Origin of the sequence: Candidatus Tisiphia endosymbiont of Ptychoptera albimana, assembly GCF_964026605.1 — a bacterium.
Lineage (GTDB): Bacteria > Pseudomonadota > Alphaproteobacteria > Rickettsiales > Rickettsiaceae > Tisiphia.
In genome coordinates this window covers 373,499-391,734 of record NZ_OZ032164.1, presented here as the reverse complement: position 1 = coordinate 391,734, position 18,236 = coordinate 373,499, and the positions used below count along the sequence as shown (strand labels likewise).

Annotated in this window: 13 protein-coding genes and 3 pseudogenes; 4 read left to right on the top strand and 12 right to left on the bottom strand. The window is 30.7% G+C overall.

Features of this window, described 5'->3' with window-relative positions; genetic code table 11:
- Nucleotide 1 precedes the first annotated feature (1 nt).
- The 3 genes from AAGD36_RS01830 to AAGD36_RS01820 form a co-directional block, all read right to left on the bottom strand.
- Complete coding sequence (locus AAGD36_RS01830) at nucleotides 2-757, bottom strand: LuxR C-terminal-related transcriptional regulator (RefSeq protein WP_341755693.1); 756 nt, start codon at nucleotides 755-757, stop codon at nucleotides 2-4.
- 43 nt (nucleotides 758-800) lie between these two features.
- A complete protein-coding gene (locus tag AAGD36_RS01825; RefSeq protein WP_341755692.1) occupies nucleotides 801-1,046 on the bottom strand; it encodes a hypothetical protein in 246 nt (81 codons plus the stop codon).
- A 217-nt stretch (nucleotides 1,047-1,263) separates the two neighbouring features.
- Entirely contained in the window at nucleotides 1,264-1,563 is a 300-nt protein-coding gene (locus AAGD36_RS01820; RefSeq protein ID WP_341755691.1) for a hypothetical protein, read from the bottom strand.
- Between the two features lie 282 nt (nucleotides 1,564-1,845).
- Between AAGD36_RS01820 and AAGD36_RS01815 the strand changes: the two genes are divergently transcribed.
- Nucleotides 1,846-2,199: a hypothetical protein gene (locus tag AAGD36_RS01815; RefSeq protein WP_341755690.1), complete on the top strand. Its 354-nt coding sequence runs from the start codon at nucleotides 1,846-1,848 to the stop codon at nucleotides 2,197-2,199.
- A 40-nt stretch (nucleotides 2,200-2,239) separates the two neighbouring features.
- Here the strand turns inward: AAGD36_RS01815 and AAGD36_RS01810 are convergent.
- A pseudogene (locus AAGD36_RS01810) lies at nucleotides 2,240-2,424 on the bottom strand (DDE-type integrase/transposase/recombinase); the annotation flags it as partial.
- 25 nt (nucleotides 2,425-2,449) lie between these two features.
- On the opposite strand from AAGD36_RS01810, the pseudogene AAGD36_RS01805 reads away from it, so the two are divergent.
- A pseudogene (locus AAGD36_RS01805) lies at nucleotides 2,450-2,659 on the top strand (transposase family protein); the annotation flags it as partial.
- A gap of 307 nt (nucleotides 2,660-2,966) precedes the next feature.
- Here the strand turns inward: AAGD36_RS01805 and AAGD36_RS01800 are convergent.
- Both AAGD36_RS01800 and AAGD36_RS01790 read right to left on the bottom strand, forming a co-directional pair.
- Complete coding sequence (locus AAGD36_RS01800; RefSeq protein WP_341755689.1) at nucleotides 2,967-7,748, bottom strand: PEP/pyruvate-binding domain-containing protein; 4,782 nt, start codon at nucleotides 7,746-7,748, stop codon at nucleotides 2,967-2,969.
- 954 nt (nucleotides 7,749-8,702) lie between these two features.
- The gene (locus AAGD36_RS01790; protein WP_341755688.1) at nucleotides 8,703-9,650 is read right to left on the bottom strand and encodes an Rpn family recombination-promoting nuclease/putative transposase; all 948 of its coding nucleotides are present in this window, start codon (nucleotides 9,648-9,650) and stop codon (nucleotides 8,703-8,705) included.
- A 26-nt stretch (nucleotides 9,651-9,676) separates the two neighbouring features.
- Here AAGD36_RS01790 and AAGD36_RS01785 point away from each other — a divergent pair, with 26 nt between their 5' ends.
- Complete coding sequence (locus tag AAGD36_RS01785) at nucleotides 9,677-9,853, top strand: hypothetical protein (protein ID WP_341755687.1); 177 nt, start codon at nucleotides 9,677-9,679, stop codon at nucleotides 9,851-9,853.
- Here the strand turns inward: AAGD36_RS01785 and AAGD36_RS01780 are convergent.
- On the bottom strand, nucleotides 9,834-9,956 hold the full coding sequence (locus AAGD36_RS01780; RefSeq protein WP_341755686.1) for a hypothetical protein: 123 nt from the start codon (nucleotides 9,954-9,956) through the stop codon (nucleotides 9,834-9,836). The two genes, AAGD36_RS01785 and AAGD36_RS01780, sit on opposite strands and share 20 nt — an antisense overlap.
- Nucleotides 9,957-10,481: 525 nt before the next feature.
- Here AAGD36_RS01780 and AAGD36_RS01775 point away from each other — a divergent pair.
- Complete coding sequence (locus AAGD36_RS01775) at nucleotides 10,482-12,713, top strand: tetratricopeptide repeat protein (RefSeq protein WP_341755685.1); 2,232 nt, start codon at nucleotides 10,482-10,484, stop codon at nucleotides 12,711-12,713.
- 200 nt (nucleotides 12,714-12,913) lie between these two features.
- Here the strand turns inward: AAGD36_RS01775 and AAGD36_RS06940 are convergent.
- The 5 genes and pseudogenes from AAGD36_RS06940 to AAGD36_RS01740 form a co-directional block, all read right to left on the bottom strand.
- Nucleotides 12,914-13,595 (bottom strand): annotated as a pseudogene (locus tag AAGD36_RS06940) (MFS transporter).
- A gap of 782 nt (nucleotides 13,596-14,377) precedes the next feature.
- Nucleotides 14,378-16,228 (bottom strand): AAA family ATPase, encoded by a 1,851-nt coding sequence (locus AAGD36_RS01760; protein ID WP_341755682.1) that lies wholly within the window; start codon nucleotides 16,226-16,228, stop codon nucleotides 14,378-14,380.
- A 602-nt stretch (nucleotides 16,229-16,830) separates the two neighbouring features.
- Complete coding sequence (locus AAGD36_RS01755; RefSeq protein WP_341755681.1) at nucleotides 16,831-17,076, bottom strand: hypothetical protein; 246 nt, start codon at nucleotides 17,074-17,076, stop codon at nucleotides 16,831-16,833.
- Nucleotides 17,057-17,197, bottom strand: coding sequence for a hypothetical protein (locus AAGD36_RS01750; RefSeq protein WP_341755680.1), 141 nt, complete (start codon nucleotides 17,195-17,197; stop codon nucleotides 17,057-17,059). The genes AAGD36_RS01755 and AAGD36_RS01750 overlap by 20 nt, the downstream gene beginning before the upstream one ends.
- A gap of 353 nt (nucleotides 17,198-17,550) precedes the next feature.
- Nucleotides 17,551-18,069: an IS110 family transposase gene (locus tag AAGD36_RS01740; protein ID WP_341755679.1), complete on the bottom strand. Its 519-nt coding sequence runs from the start codon at nucleotides 18,067-18,069 to the stop codon at nucleotides 17,551-17,553.
- Nucleotides 18,070-18,236 lie beyond the last annotated feature (167 nt).

Below are 18,236 nucleotides of genomic sequence, written 5' to 3'. Positions count from 1 at the left end.
CCTATTTTGTAGACACAGGAATAATACTATTTGGAATGTAATGTAAGAAACCACTATTAATTGCTTTTTCTATAAGTTGAGATTTATTACTGCACCCTAACTTTAATTTGATTATCGCAAAGTATGATTCCACAGTACGTACTGACAGGTTTAATATAGTGGCGATTTCTTTCATGGATTTACCACGTAACAATAAGAATACACATTCTTGTTGTTTTTTGCTTAAAGGAAGAGGAGAATGCTCCTGATTTAAAATATAAATTATAGGTTTATCCTGCGAATTTATAAATTTTTTATCAAATTGATTTAATGCTAGATACCAATTAAACATATTAGTGTTAGATATGTCCATAACTTGACCAAATATTCCAGTGATTTTCCCATCTTCTTGTTGTATGGGGATCTTATGACTCATTAAGGTTTTCCAGCCAGATGAATAATTGCAAATATATAAGCTTAATATCGCTTTAGTAGTATCGATAACTTTCTGATCAAGGGTTATAAATTGCTCAGCTGCTTTTACGGCTTCACAAGGTATGTCAAAATCTGTTAAATCAACGCAGTGGTCTGGACTCTTCCAACCCAGTAGTAGAGCATAATCTTTACTAATAACGGAATACTTAGAATTGATGTCTTTAGCGATAACAAAGCCAGGTACATTTACTATAGAAGCAAATTCAGATTTTAAATCGTTTTGTTTAGTACAAATGATTGATGTATTTTGTACTGAGCTTTTATCTTGGACAGGCTTCAACATAATTTGTTACACGAATATTTTGTTGTTATAATTAGCTGGATACTTAGTTGGACACCTCTACACTATAAACTATTTTTTCAATATTACCATTATATCCTAGTTCTCCTATAATAATCTTGGAGGCTTTACATACCATATTTTCTTTGAAAGAAACTGCTACTCTCTTTGCAGTATCCTGTAATTCAAGCCTTGGTGGGTATTGGTAAAACAACGTCATATGAGGATTATATAACTCCAAAACTCCACTAACGCCATAATTATCGACTTGTTCACGTTGAACATTTGACATATCTTTATAAACATCTTTAGAGCAAGCTAACGGATGCTTGTGGAAAGGGCTAGCTAAATGAACGATTGATGCGTGTAATTCCTGAAGATATTTAGTTTTTTCTGCCCCTAAGTCTATCCACCTATCTGCAGTAGAGTAAATTTTACTAAAATTTAAGGTAAAAGGTTGGAGTTTTAGTCCTTTAATTTTGTTATATATTTGTTGTATATCTTTTGTTTCATATGCTCCGTGATATTAAGGTAACATGCCAATAATTTTTAACATTAGTTAAATGACTTAATATTTTTGCAATATCCTGATTTAGTTTTTCAGCTATTCTTACACATTTTTCTTCTAGTAATATAACAATCCCGTATTCTTTTATATTATTATTCTTTCCTGCTGCTAATGTCCCACTACTATAAGCAAATACAAACCAAACTATAACAAAAAAGAAGAATGACTTTTTAATTACACTCCTAACAGTTGCATGTGACATAGAGCATTTTCCTAATAAATCCTGTACTTGAAATTCCATAATTTATATCTCAAAACCATTTTTTTTATTATCGGATAAATAACTTTATACATAAATAATATGTAAAAAATCAACTTATATCAATACCGTAAAAAATACTGTGGTAATTAACACGTTAGTAAGTTATAATAATATTTTTTCGAATATTAAGTAAAGTAATAAATAGGATTTACTAAAGGATTAAAATAAATATTTATAGCAGCAATCAATCAGCCGAGCTTATCTAGGCTTACAACAGGCTATGCAGACAAACATAACATTAGCAAATAAAGGAAGTAGAACATGAATTACCAAATATTAGCCTTGGTCATTGGAGTATTTAGCCTAATCATTGGACAGATATTATTAATACTACTCTCGGTCAAATGGCTTAATCAAATCAGATCAACCTATAGTGACATCAAGGTTATTTGCAATAATTTTTCTAACGTCTACATCAAAGCACAAGATGAAATAGTAGCTCTATATCAAAAGAGCACAGAGCTAGCTAATAGTACAGTTAAGAAAGAACATCATATATTACATGCTACCTTTCAGTTAGAAGACATAAATGTCAATCTTAAAACACTACTTGACGAGTGTAAAGCATTTGCTAGTTCTAGCAATACTACGCCACAGACCAGGGAACAAAAATAATTCTTCTTGGAATGAAAATTTATGTTAAGTTATTATTTTTTTATTGACTTCCATTACGGATGCTGAGGTTATTATTAGCTCCAGTAATTTGTCTTTTTTGAATCATACGAATATTTTCTATATCAGTGATAGTAACCACAGCAGAACGAAAAATTTTAAACCAAGCATTGGCTTAGCTCGTTTCTTGATAAAGCGGTGTTCTTGTTCAGCTATATTATTCAGATATACTCTTCTGCTTCTACGAACTGAATTACCAAAGAAAAAAAGCAAGAAAAATCCTTTAACTAAAAATGATAAAAAGAATAATCGTAGGTTAGCAGGAGAAAGAGTTGTGAATGAAAACGTTATTGGTATGCTAAAACGGTTCAAAATTATTGCTGACAAATATCGAAATAGACGTAAAAGATTCGGTCTTAGATTTAATTTGATCTCTGACATTTATAATTTTGAACTACGTTAACCAGTTTTAAAAGAGGTCTATTATATATTCTCCATTTATTTTGGGTTTACTTGCAGTATACTCCTATTATTAATAATAGGAGTATAGATTGATAATAATGGATTAATCTTCATTTAGAAATTACCCGCTAGATGGGTCATTTTTCAACGCACATTAATCCATTTACCGGGTCATTATTGCACACTTTTTAGCAATCGTAACCTGACAACTTTTGATTGTAGCATTTAAGCTCTTTATTCTATACAAAAATAATATTGGTTTCATTTAATCTTGTATAGTTTCTCAGTTATTAATTGTGACTTTTAAATTACCATGGTTCTGTGAGGGGAAAACTTTCTTCGCCTGATAAAGGTAACACCAGGTTATTGTAAGAGTCCTCATGATTAATATCAGAACGCTGCTCTATAATAGCTTTTTCCTCTAGTTCTAGTATAAAAGTAGAGGTAAGCCATGTAAAAAAATCTAGTTCTGCTTTTCTAACAAATAATTTTGTTAATACTGATATTGTTAATACTGATATTTGACTAGTAAACTGTTTTTGAGTATCAAGAGACGATCGTTCTAATAATGATCGCAACTTGCAAAAATCTATTGGATTAATGTACGGTTCTGCTAACAATTTTGGGTATTTAATTAAAATCTCTTCAGGTCCTAACCCGCTGTTTTTTAATTCTTGAAATTGGTTTTTATTATACTTGCTATTTACCTCTTCCTTGAAAAGATGATTTATATTTTCATTATTATCCAAGTGTCTTTTTACTGTACTTAATTCTACCGAATTATTGTCTAGTTCTTGCAAAATCAAGTAGCGTAAGTTATAGCTTTCTAAATCTTTCGGATATAGTTTGATATAATCCAACAAACCATTTTCTTTTTGCGATAAATAACTTATATATATTTTATTGAACTCATCAAGCTCGCATGATGAACCTTTATTACACTTAAATACTGCTGCACATTTAGGAATATCTTCTCGGTTATTCTTTAAATGTTTAATTAAAGTATTACAAAAATAACGACTCTGTATGGAATATGGATGATCAATAGCATACTTTACCAAATCATCTATATTGTGTTCTTGGGTTTTAAATAGTAGAGTTTGAAGATGATCCGCAAGTTGCTTATCGTTATTTATTTGAGGTATTTGGCATAATGATAACAAAACTACAAGATTATTTGTTTTTTCAAGATTATTTGTTATATAGTCTTTTAAATCTTTTTTAACAGTAGCACTGTATATTGAATTTGGACGTTCTTTAATATATTCTACTAATTGTTCAGGCGGAACTTCAGACATATTATATATATATTCTTCACTCCAATCTTTAACAATATTATTGTTGATTAAAATTTCTTTAATTGCTTGTTGTATTATTGGTGTAAATTTTCTTGGACTGTATTTTATAAGATATCCTAACCGGCTTGTGAGATTGTCGTCTAGTAGTTTAGAATTGTAAGTTAAGTAATTTATTAGACCTAACCCTTGTTCTTCAAGCCAATAGGCTAATTCTGATTTGTAAATATTACACCATAGGTTTTTTATATATTCCTTTTGGAATTTTTCTATCTTACTATATTCTTGAGCTTTAATTTTTTCTAAATCTTGTAGTGGGGTGTGCTCCTTTAAATAATGTATTAATATACTTTTTTCATTATGTTCTGTAGAGACTCCATTACGTCCTTCAAAAGAACGTTCTAATATACCAGTGATTATTTTAGTAACATACTGTACTTCATTCTGATCTTGTAATGATACTTCAAACTTAGATGATTCATTGTCTGATTCTGGGTACTGTAGTATTTTTATTTTTGAAAGTACATCTAGACTGAATGCACTAAACAATGCTATTTCATCCCAACGTTGCTTGAAAGCATTCATCCCTGTTATAGTAAATTTTAATGTAGTAGCTTTAGTATCGATATTGTATACCACTGATACTGAGGCAGAATGATTATCTAAGACAATATTGTAATTATTTATATATTCTTTTCCAACTATATTAGAATAATATAATTTAGTAGTATAGCCAAAGTCACTTATAGACAATAGTTCTTCATGTATATGTTTCAGTAGATTTGGAGAATCTATATTATCATGCCATTTTGTTGCTTTACTGCTTAAGTCTATTAATACTTGATGAACTAAGGTAAAAACATCTACTAAGGTTGTGCATAACTTTAATACATTTTGTAGCTCTGGCCCACTACTAATCATAGCTATATTAACATTAAATTCCTTTGAGGGAGAGAGATCTGATGAGTTGAATTCTTTTGAACCTTGCAACATTTTTCTTATATGCATCATAATCAATTTCAAATCATCTGAATTAGTATTGACGATCAATTTGTAAGTTTTTGCCACCTCAAACATGTCATGTAGCATTTGCTTAAAATTAGATGCTTGTTGCTTCTTGTCCTGATATATTGAGGATGTTGACATAGATTTTATGCTCAGGTCTAAAACATTCACAAAATCATTCATTTGTTTTGCAAGTATAAGATTCATTATAGAATCCTTAGAATCCTCATATCCTGGCAATAGCTCTTCAATCTCTCCGCTTGTAGACTCAAAGTGTTTATATGTAGCTTCAAATTTACTTGGATCGCGGAAATCAACGACTTTTTCTTTCATTTCTTGGATCAAACTATTAATTTTTTCTATACTGTTAGTATTGTTTTCAACAATATGAGCTAACTTTGACCCTAGATTTTTTAAAAGCTTTCTAGAATTTGTCTCTACCTTATAACTATCAACAAATTCAGTATTACACCATGCTCCAGGAATATCTAGGATTGTTATTTCTTTTACCAGTGTTCCAAGAGCTTGTAAAAAAACTTCTTTATCTTTAGCCAAATCTATACAAAATTTTAGCCAATTCTTCTTATCATTATCGGTTATAAAAAATTCTGCTAATTTAGTTACTTCGTTAAAATAAGCTTTTTGATTAGTAGATAAATTTAATCCTGCACTTTCTAGAATTTTTGCAGTTTCTCGTTGATGGTGAGTTGTGGTTAAGTCTTGTAGCAAAGAACTAGATAATACATCATTATCACCTAATGTTGTGATAATTAGCCCTTGGAATTTTTGATGAATGTTTAAATAGTTTGTTATAAGTTCTTGTTGTTCTATATTTGATGTTTCTGCATTCTTGGTGCTATTATATGTATTAATAGACATAATTAATTCAGCACTGGATAGTGATATCTGTATAAACAATTCTTGAGAGATCAATCCTTTGTTCTTCAATTTATAAGCACTATTAAATATTTCTTGAACCTCGTTAATATTTGCTGATGTTGGGTTACTTAAACAGTCTAGCTTTTCAAGAATTTCTGCGTATGTACCAGCACTTTTTGTAGTGTTATTTTTAAAAATTAATGTCTTCAATAATTGAAATAAGTTAGTTGAAGCTTGTTGTGCAAGGCTCTCATCGGAGCTGTTTGACATTACCACTAGATCACCTAGTTTATTATTATCAGTGTTAATAACATCATCATTAGTAGTGTCAACATGCTTAAACTTATGCGAATATGGGCTTACATGAGGTGATAAAGTAGAAGAAAAGATACCAGGTACTATAATCTTGTCCTCTTGTAGATGCTTGTATGTAAGTGTTTCATATGCTCTTGGTAATTGAACAATAGAGTTATGCTGTGGATCTATAACTAGTTGCTTCCCTACATTCAACTCTTGTACTAGCTCCTTAACCTTAGCGAGATCCTTAATTCTAATTACTGGTATTCCCTTGAAAGCAAATTCTCCTGCTTCATGAGAATTAGGTGAAGCGTCATTTCGTATAATAACAGCCTTAACCTCATTAGCTGAAGAAAGATATGCATCTAAAGCCTCATTTATATTGTTGAAAACTAAAATTTCTTTAGCTTCTTTAATTAATTGACAATTATTGATATCCTGTGTGATTGTGCTACCCTTTAGTATTTTACCACCATCTTCAGCAATTTCTATTAGAAATTCTGGACTTAATGCTGAGGGCTGTTGTAGGGTGCGATCTCCATCAGGTTTTGATCGTACTTGCACTATAGATATTTTGTTATCTTTAGGATCATAAACAAATTCTACATCCACTTCCATACCACTATATTCTTCTTTGACAAACTGTACAAATTTGTACAAATATAATGAAACTGGCGCAGGTAAACTATCAGCATATTTTGTATTATTAGTATTAATTATTGTGTCTAAAGACAGTTTTCCATTGTTAATTTTGGCTTGTAATCGATAATCTTGAGGACTCTTTGTTGGATAGACCATATTGTTTTCAGTAATATAAAAACTGTGTGAAGGACCTTTGCTATTTACAACATATTCTCCATGACCAAAAGCTGCATTAATTGTAGTAGTACTACGACCACTATACGCTACTCCCGAAACAACAATAGATTCATCTTCTTCATGAATCATCAATTGGGCTAATAAAGGTACAAATGGCAATTTTGTAATATCATCACCAGCTTTTAACCGCTGTGATAGAGATTTTTCATCAAAATAACCTGCTATTACATCAGCAATAGGTTGATTTATTTCACTAAAAACAGAGCTAGATATAGAGCTTATGTTTCCACCTGGGTTTGCAAATTCCTCTGAATCTTCGCGCCCTGTACTTCTGAACATTACATAAGAGTTTGGTCCTAAATCTGATATAAAACTATTTAATCCATCCAAATTTATAGTGTTTTCAGAGAAACATTGTTTAATACTGTCCTTAATATCCTGTAGAGTTTGTTTAGCGTTATCGTCTATAGTCTCCTTGTTAGACTGTTTGTTAAAAAATTCAACAAACTTTGACCAGTTTTGTTCAATATCTACGTTATGAGATTTCAAATAATTAAATATTGTATCATGTGAAAATTTCAGAAATTCTGGTATTTGAATTTTTATACCAAAACTGTCATTATTATTAGCTTGTATTAAGAATTCTGGAAGTAATTTCTCTTTTAAATACATTAAGTTAGCAGCTTTGTTTCCATAGATAATAGCTGCTTTCTTCACTTCATTAGGATATTGAGGGATTGTTTTACTTAAAGAAACTTCACTATTTTGGATATCTTTCAATGTTGTTTTAGTCATAAATCACGCCTGTTTCATAAATTTATTACGTTGTTCTTATAAAAATCTTATTAATTAACTAATTATTTGCCATAGACAACCTTATAGATTTTATTTACAAAATAAATAACCGTTTGTAACGGTTATTTTGCTTCTAGTCGGGATTATACTAACTTAAATTTGGATTGCAAGTATTATTTTCTACGATGCCAATAACATTCTAAAATCTGAAGTTTTGACAAAATCCTATAACTAGTTAGAAGAAATGGCAATTATCAGAGGTGCTAAAATCAATTACTTAACCTGAGTTCACTATAAGTGTAGAAGGATTATATAAAGATATAAGGGTTGCGGTGTGTCAATAAGCGTTGAAAAATGACCCACCTAAGAAGTGGGGAAAGTAGTACGTCATTAATCCATTTAACGGGTCATTATTGCACGCTTTTTAACAGCCTTGAATTATTGCAACAAGGCAAAACAACAAGCAGAAAAACTACATCTTGAACAAGAACTAAATCACATTCATCATAAGGAAAAAACTATTAAATTTTGTTATAGAAAAGTTAATTAAGTTTTACTTAGCTATTTAGCCCCGAACTATAACAATAATAGACCTCTTTCGAAACTCGCTTGTGCTGAGGGATTTGAAGGAGACGCTTCACCTCGAACCGCAGCGTACTCTAATTTCGTTACGGATTCGAGTACCGCATCATTGTCCAAATCACCAGCAGAAGTAGAGTTTCGAAGGAGGTCTATTGAATTAGGTGATACAAACTTTGTGTCATACCTGCGAAAGCAGGTATCTGGATTCCCGCTGCGGCTAGGAATAATGACAACTTACAATCGTTATGTTCTTTATCACCCAATCCTATGGGCTCAACTATATTTCCTCAAGGTTATTTAGCTAGCCAGTCATTACTAGAGGTAGTAGGGCTAGTTTCATAATTATTAGCAGTTACTTCTTTGCTTATCGACTTACTCTTCTTTTGACTTTTCTATTTCTTTTTTTAACTGTTTTATTTTTTCAATGGTTAGTTTTGTATATTTAACTATTTTTTCTATTGGCTCATTATCAATTAACATTTCTTTTGCTGTATCTATTTTTTCTTCAATTTTACCCTCAGCTTTGCCTTCAGCTTTACCTTTAGCTTCACCTTTAGCCTCAGCATCTTCAATTTTCTGCAGCTCTACCGCTAGATTATCAAGACGAGCTTTGGTCATTTGCTCATAGGTGTTAAGTTCTGCCTCTGACCAGCTAGCTTGGTCTACTGCCTCAAAGGCTCTTCTAATAATTTCATCTTTACCTATTAAATGTTCTATTTCTGTTAATGTTAATTTACTATCTCCTGCATGCTTAAAAAAATACATCCACTTCTCTTCAATAGTCTTTAGCTCATCTATAGTTTTCTTAAATTTTTCAAGCTCTAAAAAAACAAAGTAAAAATCTTTTAAATCATGGGCATAGCTCTCTGTATCTAAAAGACGATGTTCTGATTTCCAATGTTTTTTATCTTCAAACATCACAAAATCAGCTATAGCTAAAAATATTACTCCTTTTAATTTGGCGTATACTGCCAATTTCTTGTGCTTCTCATCTTCCTCAATTCTCTGCTGAGAATATGCTTTAGCAGCATAAAACTGAGCTCTTTTTTCAAATCCTGGATGCTTGCTTACCTGCATCTCTACTATAAATTGATTACCATGTTGATCTTTACATAACACATCAACAATAGACTTTCTGTAAATTGCAATATCAGGGTCTTGGATAGTTGGTAAAAACGTCACCTCAATTATTTGCTCATTTCCTTCACACTTAAGAACATCGTTTAAAAAATGCACAAGTATATCCTTGTTCTTTTCCGTACCAAAGATTTTACGAAAACAAAAATCATTTTTAGGATCAAGAAACTTTGATAAAAACATATAACATAACCTCTTAATTGTTAGACTTGCTGCATAAATCAAAGATAGTTGAGGGATTTTTAGGAGAAACGAAGCCGAGCACCGCAGCGTACACAGACGTACGTGAGGAGCGGAGGCGAGTTTCGACGACAAAATCACCAACTAGATTGACTTATGCAGTAAGTCTATTACTAAATATCACCATTATTTATCTGATTCATTAGTATTTTTAGCACCATCGATATTATTAACTCCCTCATCTTCTGAAGCCTGCGAGCATATATAGGAACAACGCCCGATGTCCTTATAGAAAGGCAGTGTACTCACTTTCTTGCCGAACAAAATTGCTGCGATATATACCACTCATTTGAGCTAAATCCTCTAATATTATTTTACCATCTTCTCCACTAAAAAGCTTGCAATAAATTGATTTTAATTGCTCTTTTGTTAGAAAGGAGTATACAGCAAATTGAATCTTTTATAGTATCAATCATATTATAAATTAATAGATACCCTTGGGACTAGCCAGAGTGTCAGAAAATGAACAACCAGCCACCTACTTTACTTTAAATTGGGAATTTCTTCATTACATTTTCATATTCTTTATGAGCGTCGGATATTGATAATTTTAGATATATTTCTAAAAACCACCTACTTTCATTCCCTGAATATAGATGTATTAAGACACCCTCTATCTCCTGTTGCTTTAACCATGTGAATAAAAAATATCTTAATTTATGCAGAAAATAGTAAAATTTTTGCTATAAAATTATACTATATCTATTAGTGGCTCTATAAAATAGAGTATACTACAAGGAAATTAATAAAATAGATTACACAGAGGCTTAGTGGATGAAAAAATTTTTAACATTATTCATATTACTAATTATTTATAGTAATATTTTTGCTCAAGAACAAGTGAGTAATTTGATTACTCCTGTTAGTTATTTCGTAAATCATGTGCAACAACTTAAGACTCTTAAGGAAAATTTAAGTAAATATAAGCAAACAAGTATAGTAGGTATCAGTGGAATAGGTAAAACTCAGCTAGTTAGGATGTATAGTTATGAAAATAAAAATAATTACGACCTTATTTGGTTTTTTGATTGCAACCTTGATCTTAACGAACAATTTGTTAAGTTAGCTAAGCAGCTAAATAGTACTAGGCAGACTCATATATCCGAGAATGCTGATTCAGCTAAGAAGGAGGTATTATCATATTTAACTTCTATTAATAATTGGTTGTTAATATTTGATAATCTAAAAGTGAATGAAAATGCAAAAGTGCAAGATTTTGTTGATTGGGAACATAATGGAAATGTGATATTCTGCTCTCAAGATATAGAACTTTTACCTTATGCGATAGAGATGACTTTATTTGATAAGAGGACTATTATAGCTTTAGCTAGTAATTTATTGGATAATAAAGATGACTATACCATGGAATTTTTAATCAAATCTTTTGAAGGGTATCCAATACTTATTGTGCAAGGAGTACAATTACTTAATAAAATCAAAGGATTAGATAAAGAGGAGTATAAAAAGAAAATTTACCAATCAACTGACAAAATAACAACCAATATTAACATGGTCATTAAGGAACTAAAACCTAGTACAGTCCAGTTACTTAACAAAATAGCCTTACTGAACAATCAAAGTTTCTCAAAACAATTACTTACTGCTATCACTGATAATCCTGATACTCTCAATGATGATATATATCAATTATCCAAATTCATGTTAATTAGCAATATTGACTCTAACGAAGATAACCCTGTTTTTGAGATGCATGATATAATTAGTAATAAAATAATGGAGTTAAATGGTGATAAACGTAATAAAATATATTTAGAAAATATTATTATTAAACTTCCCAAATCAAACAATATACATTTCCAATATTCTTGGATGACGGCAAATACTATAGTCGAGAATTTAACTATTCTTTTAAATAATTCTAGAAAATACCATATAGATTTATATTCAATGCTTGATTTGAGAAGTAAATTATCTTCTATATATGTAAATTCTCATAATTTCTATAAAGCAAAACAAATGGTCGATTGGTTTGAGCATAAAGATCAAAAGAAAGAATTTAAGCTACATAAAATGTCTGAATACCAAAAAGAGCGTTATGCTAGGTACTTGCATATCATATCAGTATATAATGCTTTACTGACAAATTATGAAGAAACTATTTCATATAGTACTAGAGCATTAAAAGTTTTAGATCAAATTAATGATGACAACAGTTTCACAAAACTTAGTCTTATTTCAAATATAGCAGGATCTCATGCATCTTTAGGCAATACTGAAATTACTGGACAATATATAAAGCAAATGGATCAACTAGGAGTGAATGAATCGAATATATCGGTTATGTATAATTTAAAAGGCTATTTATCTTTTTTGCACGGCAAATACGATGAAGCTTTAGATTATTATAATAAAATTATTAAACTTGGCATAAAAAATGGCACATCTCCTAATAGTGCATATTTTACTAGTAGTTATTTAAGTAAAGCAGTAATACTAAATTGTCTTGGTAGGTATCAAGAAGCTTATGATCAAATTAGACAATTATATGACATTCAAAAATCTATACAAAAAGGGAGCTATGTGTTTAGCCGTATTTATACACAAATGGCAAAAAGTGAGCTAGGCTTAGGTAAAGTAGATAAAGCATTTAAACACATTAATAAAGCTATGGCAATATTTTCAACAAATGAATATAAAAAAACTCAGACAGCACATTATTTGCAAGATTTAAATTTAGCAAAAAGTTATGTAGTACAAGGAGATATTTTGTTTGCTCAAAATAATATTAAACAAGCAATAGAATCTTACAAGCAAGCTTTTACCATATATCATTACTTATATAAAGACAAAAGCAAGAATATTGCCCAAGTAAGTGATTTGTATAATCATGGATCAAAGGCCGCTTGTAAAAGCAAAGATTTATATAATTATAAATTTTTTGGCAAGCCACAAATTAAGGAATTTGGCATACACCATCCTAACACAGTTGATATGTTTGAATATTGCAAACAATATAACATGGATTTGTGGAGCAAGAACAATTAAACATTAAGGTTCTTACATCTTAAAAACATGTTATAAGTAGTTATAAGAGGGTAACTTGATAGGTGAAAGAGTCTAAGACAAAATTAAGTACCCTCTTATAACATGTTTATTTTTCTTACCTTGAAAATATCGAATCGCTACTCTCAGAATAAAATTATTTTTTGTCATAAATTATTATGTCGTTTTTTTATCAATTCAGGTTAATTAAGTATTTTATATTCTTGTAATAATTTATAACAAGTAATTAACGTAATAATTATAGTAATACCCATGACAATTGCTAATGGTAGAAAAGTGCCATGATAAAAATAACTAATCAATTGTACACATATTGCAGTAACAATAAATCTTCCTGACATTGCTACAGCAGTAATCCTACCCTTAGCATTTGGTATAGTTTCTAACATTAAAGGCCATAAAATATTACAAGGGAATATTATTCCAATAGCAATTAATTGGATCACTATAGTTATTATTAATGGATCATTAATCTTGTACGTCACTAAAATTATAGCAGAAATAATAAATGCACTAAGCATTAAAACACCAAAAAATAAACATTTTTTTTGTCCAAATCTTTTCAAAAAATAACTACTAGAAAAATTGCCAATGCAACATACTGCCGCCATAACTCCTTGATAAAAACCAAATTGTTGAATAGGTACTCCTAGGTCTCGCAAATATTATTAAACCTATAATAATAATTGCTTTTCTACCAAATCTATCTCCTAAATTTCCAACAATCAAGGAAGTAATACAATGTCCTATAAAGTTTACTCCAAGTAATAACTCTACTTCAAAAGTAGAAATATTAAAGATAGTTTGTATTTCTGGAAAACTAGGAACAAATAAATCTATCTCAGCCCCCACTAAAATTTCCATAATTAAAATAGTAATAAATGCATAAAAATAATCTTTGTAAAATTCAGAAACAACTTGTTAATTAGGAGTACCAATTTTCACGCTTGCAGTTATTATTACAAAAAAATTACTTTTAATAAAGTAATTTGTAATACGTTTAACTTACTACCAGTTCAATAAAATTATAGCTACTTTTTCTTAAATTTATACAGTCCGTTTATTTTACAATCAATTAATATTTTCCACCTATAGCTATTTTTTAGATAAACCATTTTCTTTTTTTACCTCTCTTTTCTTCACCCACCTACCCTACCTAAACAACCCACTTAAGGAGCATTCTGCTGCCTATATAAAGCTTGCCAATAAAATAAACTATGTAGTTACAAGTTAGGTTTTAGCATTTGCTTTTAGAATCCCTCTACCCGCACTTGGGCAAACTAGGTAAACCTAGTTTGCCTGCACTCAAAGATTCAGTTTTTTTATTGGTGATTGCTATTACCCAAAAACTTACAGCTTATAGCGGTAATAGCAATGGCAATATAGCTAATCCTATATAAAAGGGTTATGGGAAAAAGTCTTTAAAGAGCTGAACTATATTACACTGGTATTTTCTACGAATAGATTTTTTTGTAGGTCAAATTTCAGGAAATTTGTCTGAGAAGTTACATATGAATTACATATGAAATTTTTAGTAAAGTAAGAAAATCCTGAACCCCTGATAGGGATTGGCGGGGCGTAGTGGACAATTTCAGAACCACGATAGACGTAAAATTATTAGTTATTCAAACACTTACAGTCTATTACTAAAGCTCTGTAACTTGGTATTGTAATTCCACATTCTTACCGCAAAAAGCTATAGAAATTTTGAGTATTTGCTTAACATATTGATACTGCCTTATTTTTACATCATATTGTTTATCTATAATCTGGTTCAATCCTATTTTAGCTACTGAGACTAAATCTTCTGTAGTTTTAGCGATCTTATACTCAATAATAATTGCTTTATCTCCTTTACCAGCTTTGGGGATCATGATCACATCAGCTCTGCCACTTCCTGACTCCTGTTCACTTGCTATTATGTAACTAGGTGCTAACATATTAATTAAACCAAGCATAAAGCCGCTATAAAATAATTCTGCCTTTTTCTCTCCTGTTTGATGAAAACTAGTAGAATTTAGCAACAATTCTTGTAAACGCTCTTTAAATTCCTCTACTTTACCTGTTGGCAATAAACTAATAAACGAATAATATCTAGAGCTATCAATTTTTAACTGGCTAGCAACCCATTGGAGCATCCGTGCCTTATATATGTGCCTTACTTCCCGATTTGGTGCTGACAATTCATATATATTTTCTTCTGAATTTTGAACTGTAGGGTTTAAATATCCACTAAATAATAACAAACTAAATAGTCCTATTGGCTTATTGATGTCAGCAAAACTAATTTGTTTAGTAATAGGTGATATAATACTTTTTCCAGCAGCTAAGTTCTGTAAATCTTCCTGCATCTCATCTGACAATAATGCCTTATCAACTAGCCCCGTTCCTCCACTATCTAGCCAATAATGATCAAGCTTACCTTTGTGTGCTAAACATTGCATTAGTGACCACGGATTGTAAATTACCTCTCCACCAAATGTATAACCATTATACCAATCCTTAATTTGTTCAGTATTAGTGTCGAGCGGTACTTTTGTAAGCAAATCATCTACCTCTGCTTGAGTGAAGCCATAGAACTTAGAGAAATCATCATCAAGTAAAGTATATTCAGTAACATTATTCAAGTCTGAGAACAAGTTAGCTTTAGCAACCCGTAATATGCCAGTTATTACTCCTTTTTCTACACAACTATTACCTTTTAGGCTGCTGCCAAACATCCCGCGAAATAGTTCAAGTACTTGTTCAAATTCTTCTGATTTTTTGCCAAATTTAATATAGGAACTATTGATAGAAGTATCATATTCATCGATCAATATGTAGACTTTTTGGTTAAAATGTTTAAACAGTAGTTCGCTTAAAAAACGTAAACTAGTCTTTATGTCTTCTTGATCAAGATTCCCTGTGAAATATCGGTTTAGCTTCTCCTTTTGTACATCATCTAACAAATTTGCATCTTCTGCTATATAATGCTTTAAATAGCGATGGTTAGAGAACAATCTTATAACCTGTTCTTTTATCCCGTTCTCAATGTCTTGGTAATTACTACCCTTAACATCCTTAAAACTTATAGAAATAACCGGATATTGCCCTTGGCGTTTCATGCTACTTGCTATGTCTGCAATTTTTAAGGACTTTAACTCTCTAGTTTCATCAAAGCCTAAATCTACTGTACCTCCAAGGAATAGTTTGTTATTTATCTTTTGTTCTAGTGGTAAAGGCTTGCCTTTTTCATCTACTTCAATTTCAAAGAACCTCCTAATCATATCAATGTTCAAGCTCTTACCCCAACGTCTTGGTCGAGTGATTAGAATAACCTTACCGCTATCTTCTAATAATTCTTTGATCATTAGACTTTTATCAACAAATACATCACTATTAACTACTAAGTCATAGAATTCATCCGTACCTACTAGCATTTTAGGCAGCTTATTACTCTCCTTAACAGTATCAGCTCCCTTGAGATGTGTATTAGTGTTTGAAAGTTCAACTATCATATTATTCAATTATATTTATATTCTGATACCAAAGTTTTTAGTTAAATTTTAATAAATTATTTTACCGATTAAGTTTAATAAAATGTGGTAATATGCTATTTTGATAAAAATATGATATAGTATAGATAAGTTTGATTCAATATAGAATTATATCTCGTGACAACATCGCCTAATTATCATAATTGTGTTCATTTAAAAAAATATTGGATAACTAATTAAGGTCTTTTTTTAAACTAGGGTTTTAACAGATATTAATTAAAAATCCCAACGGACTTGGTAAAACGTATATTTGCAGCAAAACTGCCTTGCAATCTTTTAGCAGTATAAATCACATTTTAAGTCGTTAAGTAAATTGTTGGTAAATTCTTCAGTTACCAGCTCATAATTGTAAAAATCATGTTCCTTTGCTCTTGTTTTAACCATGATTTACAGCACTCTTCTATACTAAATTCGTCATTAACTACTTTATAACAGTCAATTGCCTTAGCATATTCCCCCTTGTTAAAAAATAGCTGTCCCAGTTTTTCATATATGTTTGGTAAATGGCTATTGGCTTCGATAGCAATTATCTTTTATCTAAATTTTATAAAAATAGATAAATATTATTTAATAACAAAAACACGTTTTTGTTGAATAAGTTTATGGCACACTTCAAGTAACTTACGCATACAAGCAACTATCGCAACTTTCTTAGGTTTAAAATTATTAACAAGCCTATCATATAAATTTTTTAAATATTGGAAACCATTCTTACCAGCTAATACTGCCATGTATAAAGCATCTCTAGGTATTTTCCTGCCTCCTCGAATAAATCTTCGTCCTTGCTTATTAACCACTATCACGAGCATATGGAGCTATACCAACAATTGATGACAATTCATTGCTACTATAATTTTTATCCCCTAATTCAGGTACAAAACTAATTAGTTTTGTAGCTAAACATTTACCAATATACTCGGTGAACTTCAAGAATTGGCATCGTCGTGTCTAAAGATATCCGCTGCTCCGTTACTCATGTACGCTCTGCTGCTCGACTTTGACACTCCTAGCTCTTCTTGAAGTTATACTATCGTCTACCAACTCTTCATTTACGAGCAGTATACCAGGTACAGTCTCTAATATTTTTACCTTCTCTTTTAACTCTTCTGACTCATCTATTGTTTTGTTTAACTTTTTATCAAGCTCAGCTATTTCATTTTGTAAAAATTTAATAGATATCTTTCGAAACTCGCTTATGCTAGGGAATTTGTAGGAGACACGGAACGCAGAACCGCAGCGTACTAAATGTACGTGAGGATTCGAGTACCGGATCGACGCATAAATTACCAGCAGAAGTAGAGCTTCGAAAGATATCTAATGTGTTTTTCTATACTCTCTTTATCAATACCATCAATGCTATGATGTAGTCTTTTCTTTTCATTGCTAAGCATTAATACTAAATCTTCTTGTCTTTGCTGACATCTCTTCAAAGTCTCTGATTCAACTTGATATATATAATTCGCTGAAAGCTGCATCTTATCCGCATAATATGCTAATTTAAATGCGTCCTTCCTATCAGTTTTACACAAATTCACCGATTTACTAAAAGAATTAAAACTATATGTATTGACCTTATGTATTTGTTGGTTATTATTATCCAGCTTTTGACAAATCTCAGCTTCGTATCCTCCAGTAGGTTCACATATTATTAGCTTAATCTCTTGCTCTTTTGCTAATTTAATCATCTCTTCATGACCAGCTGCATCATTGGCAAAACGATGATATTTAGGTTTATCTCTTGTATTATATACACATATATCAAGCCAGTTTTTACTTACGTCTAGACCTATTATTTTATTCATGATATAATCTCCTTCTTCTTATTGTGCAAGGCTGCTCTTTTTAAGACCACCTTCTGCAATTTGTTCAAGGTAAACTACCAAAAAGAGGGTACTTATTCTCTTAGCGACTATTTTAGTCAAGGTCTATTCAAGTCACCCTCTTTAATTACTTATAACACATTCTTAAG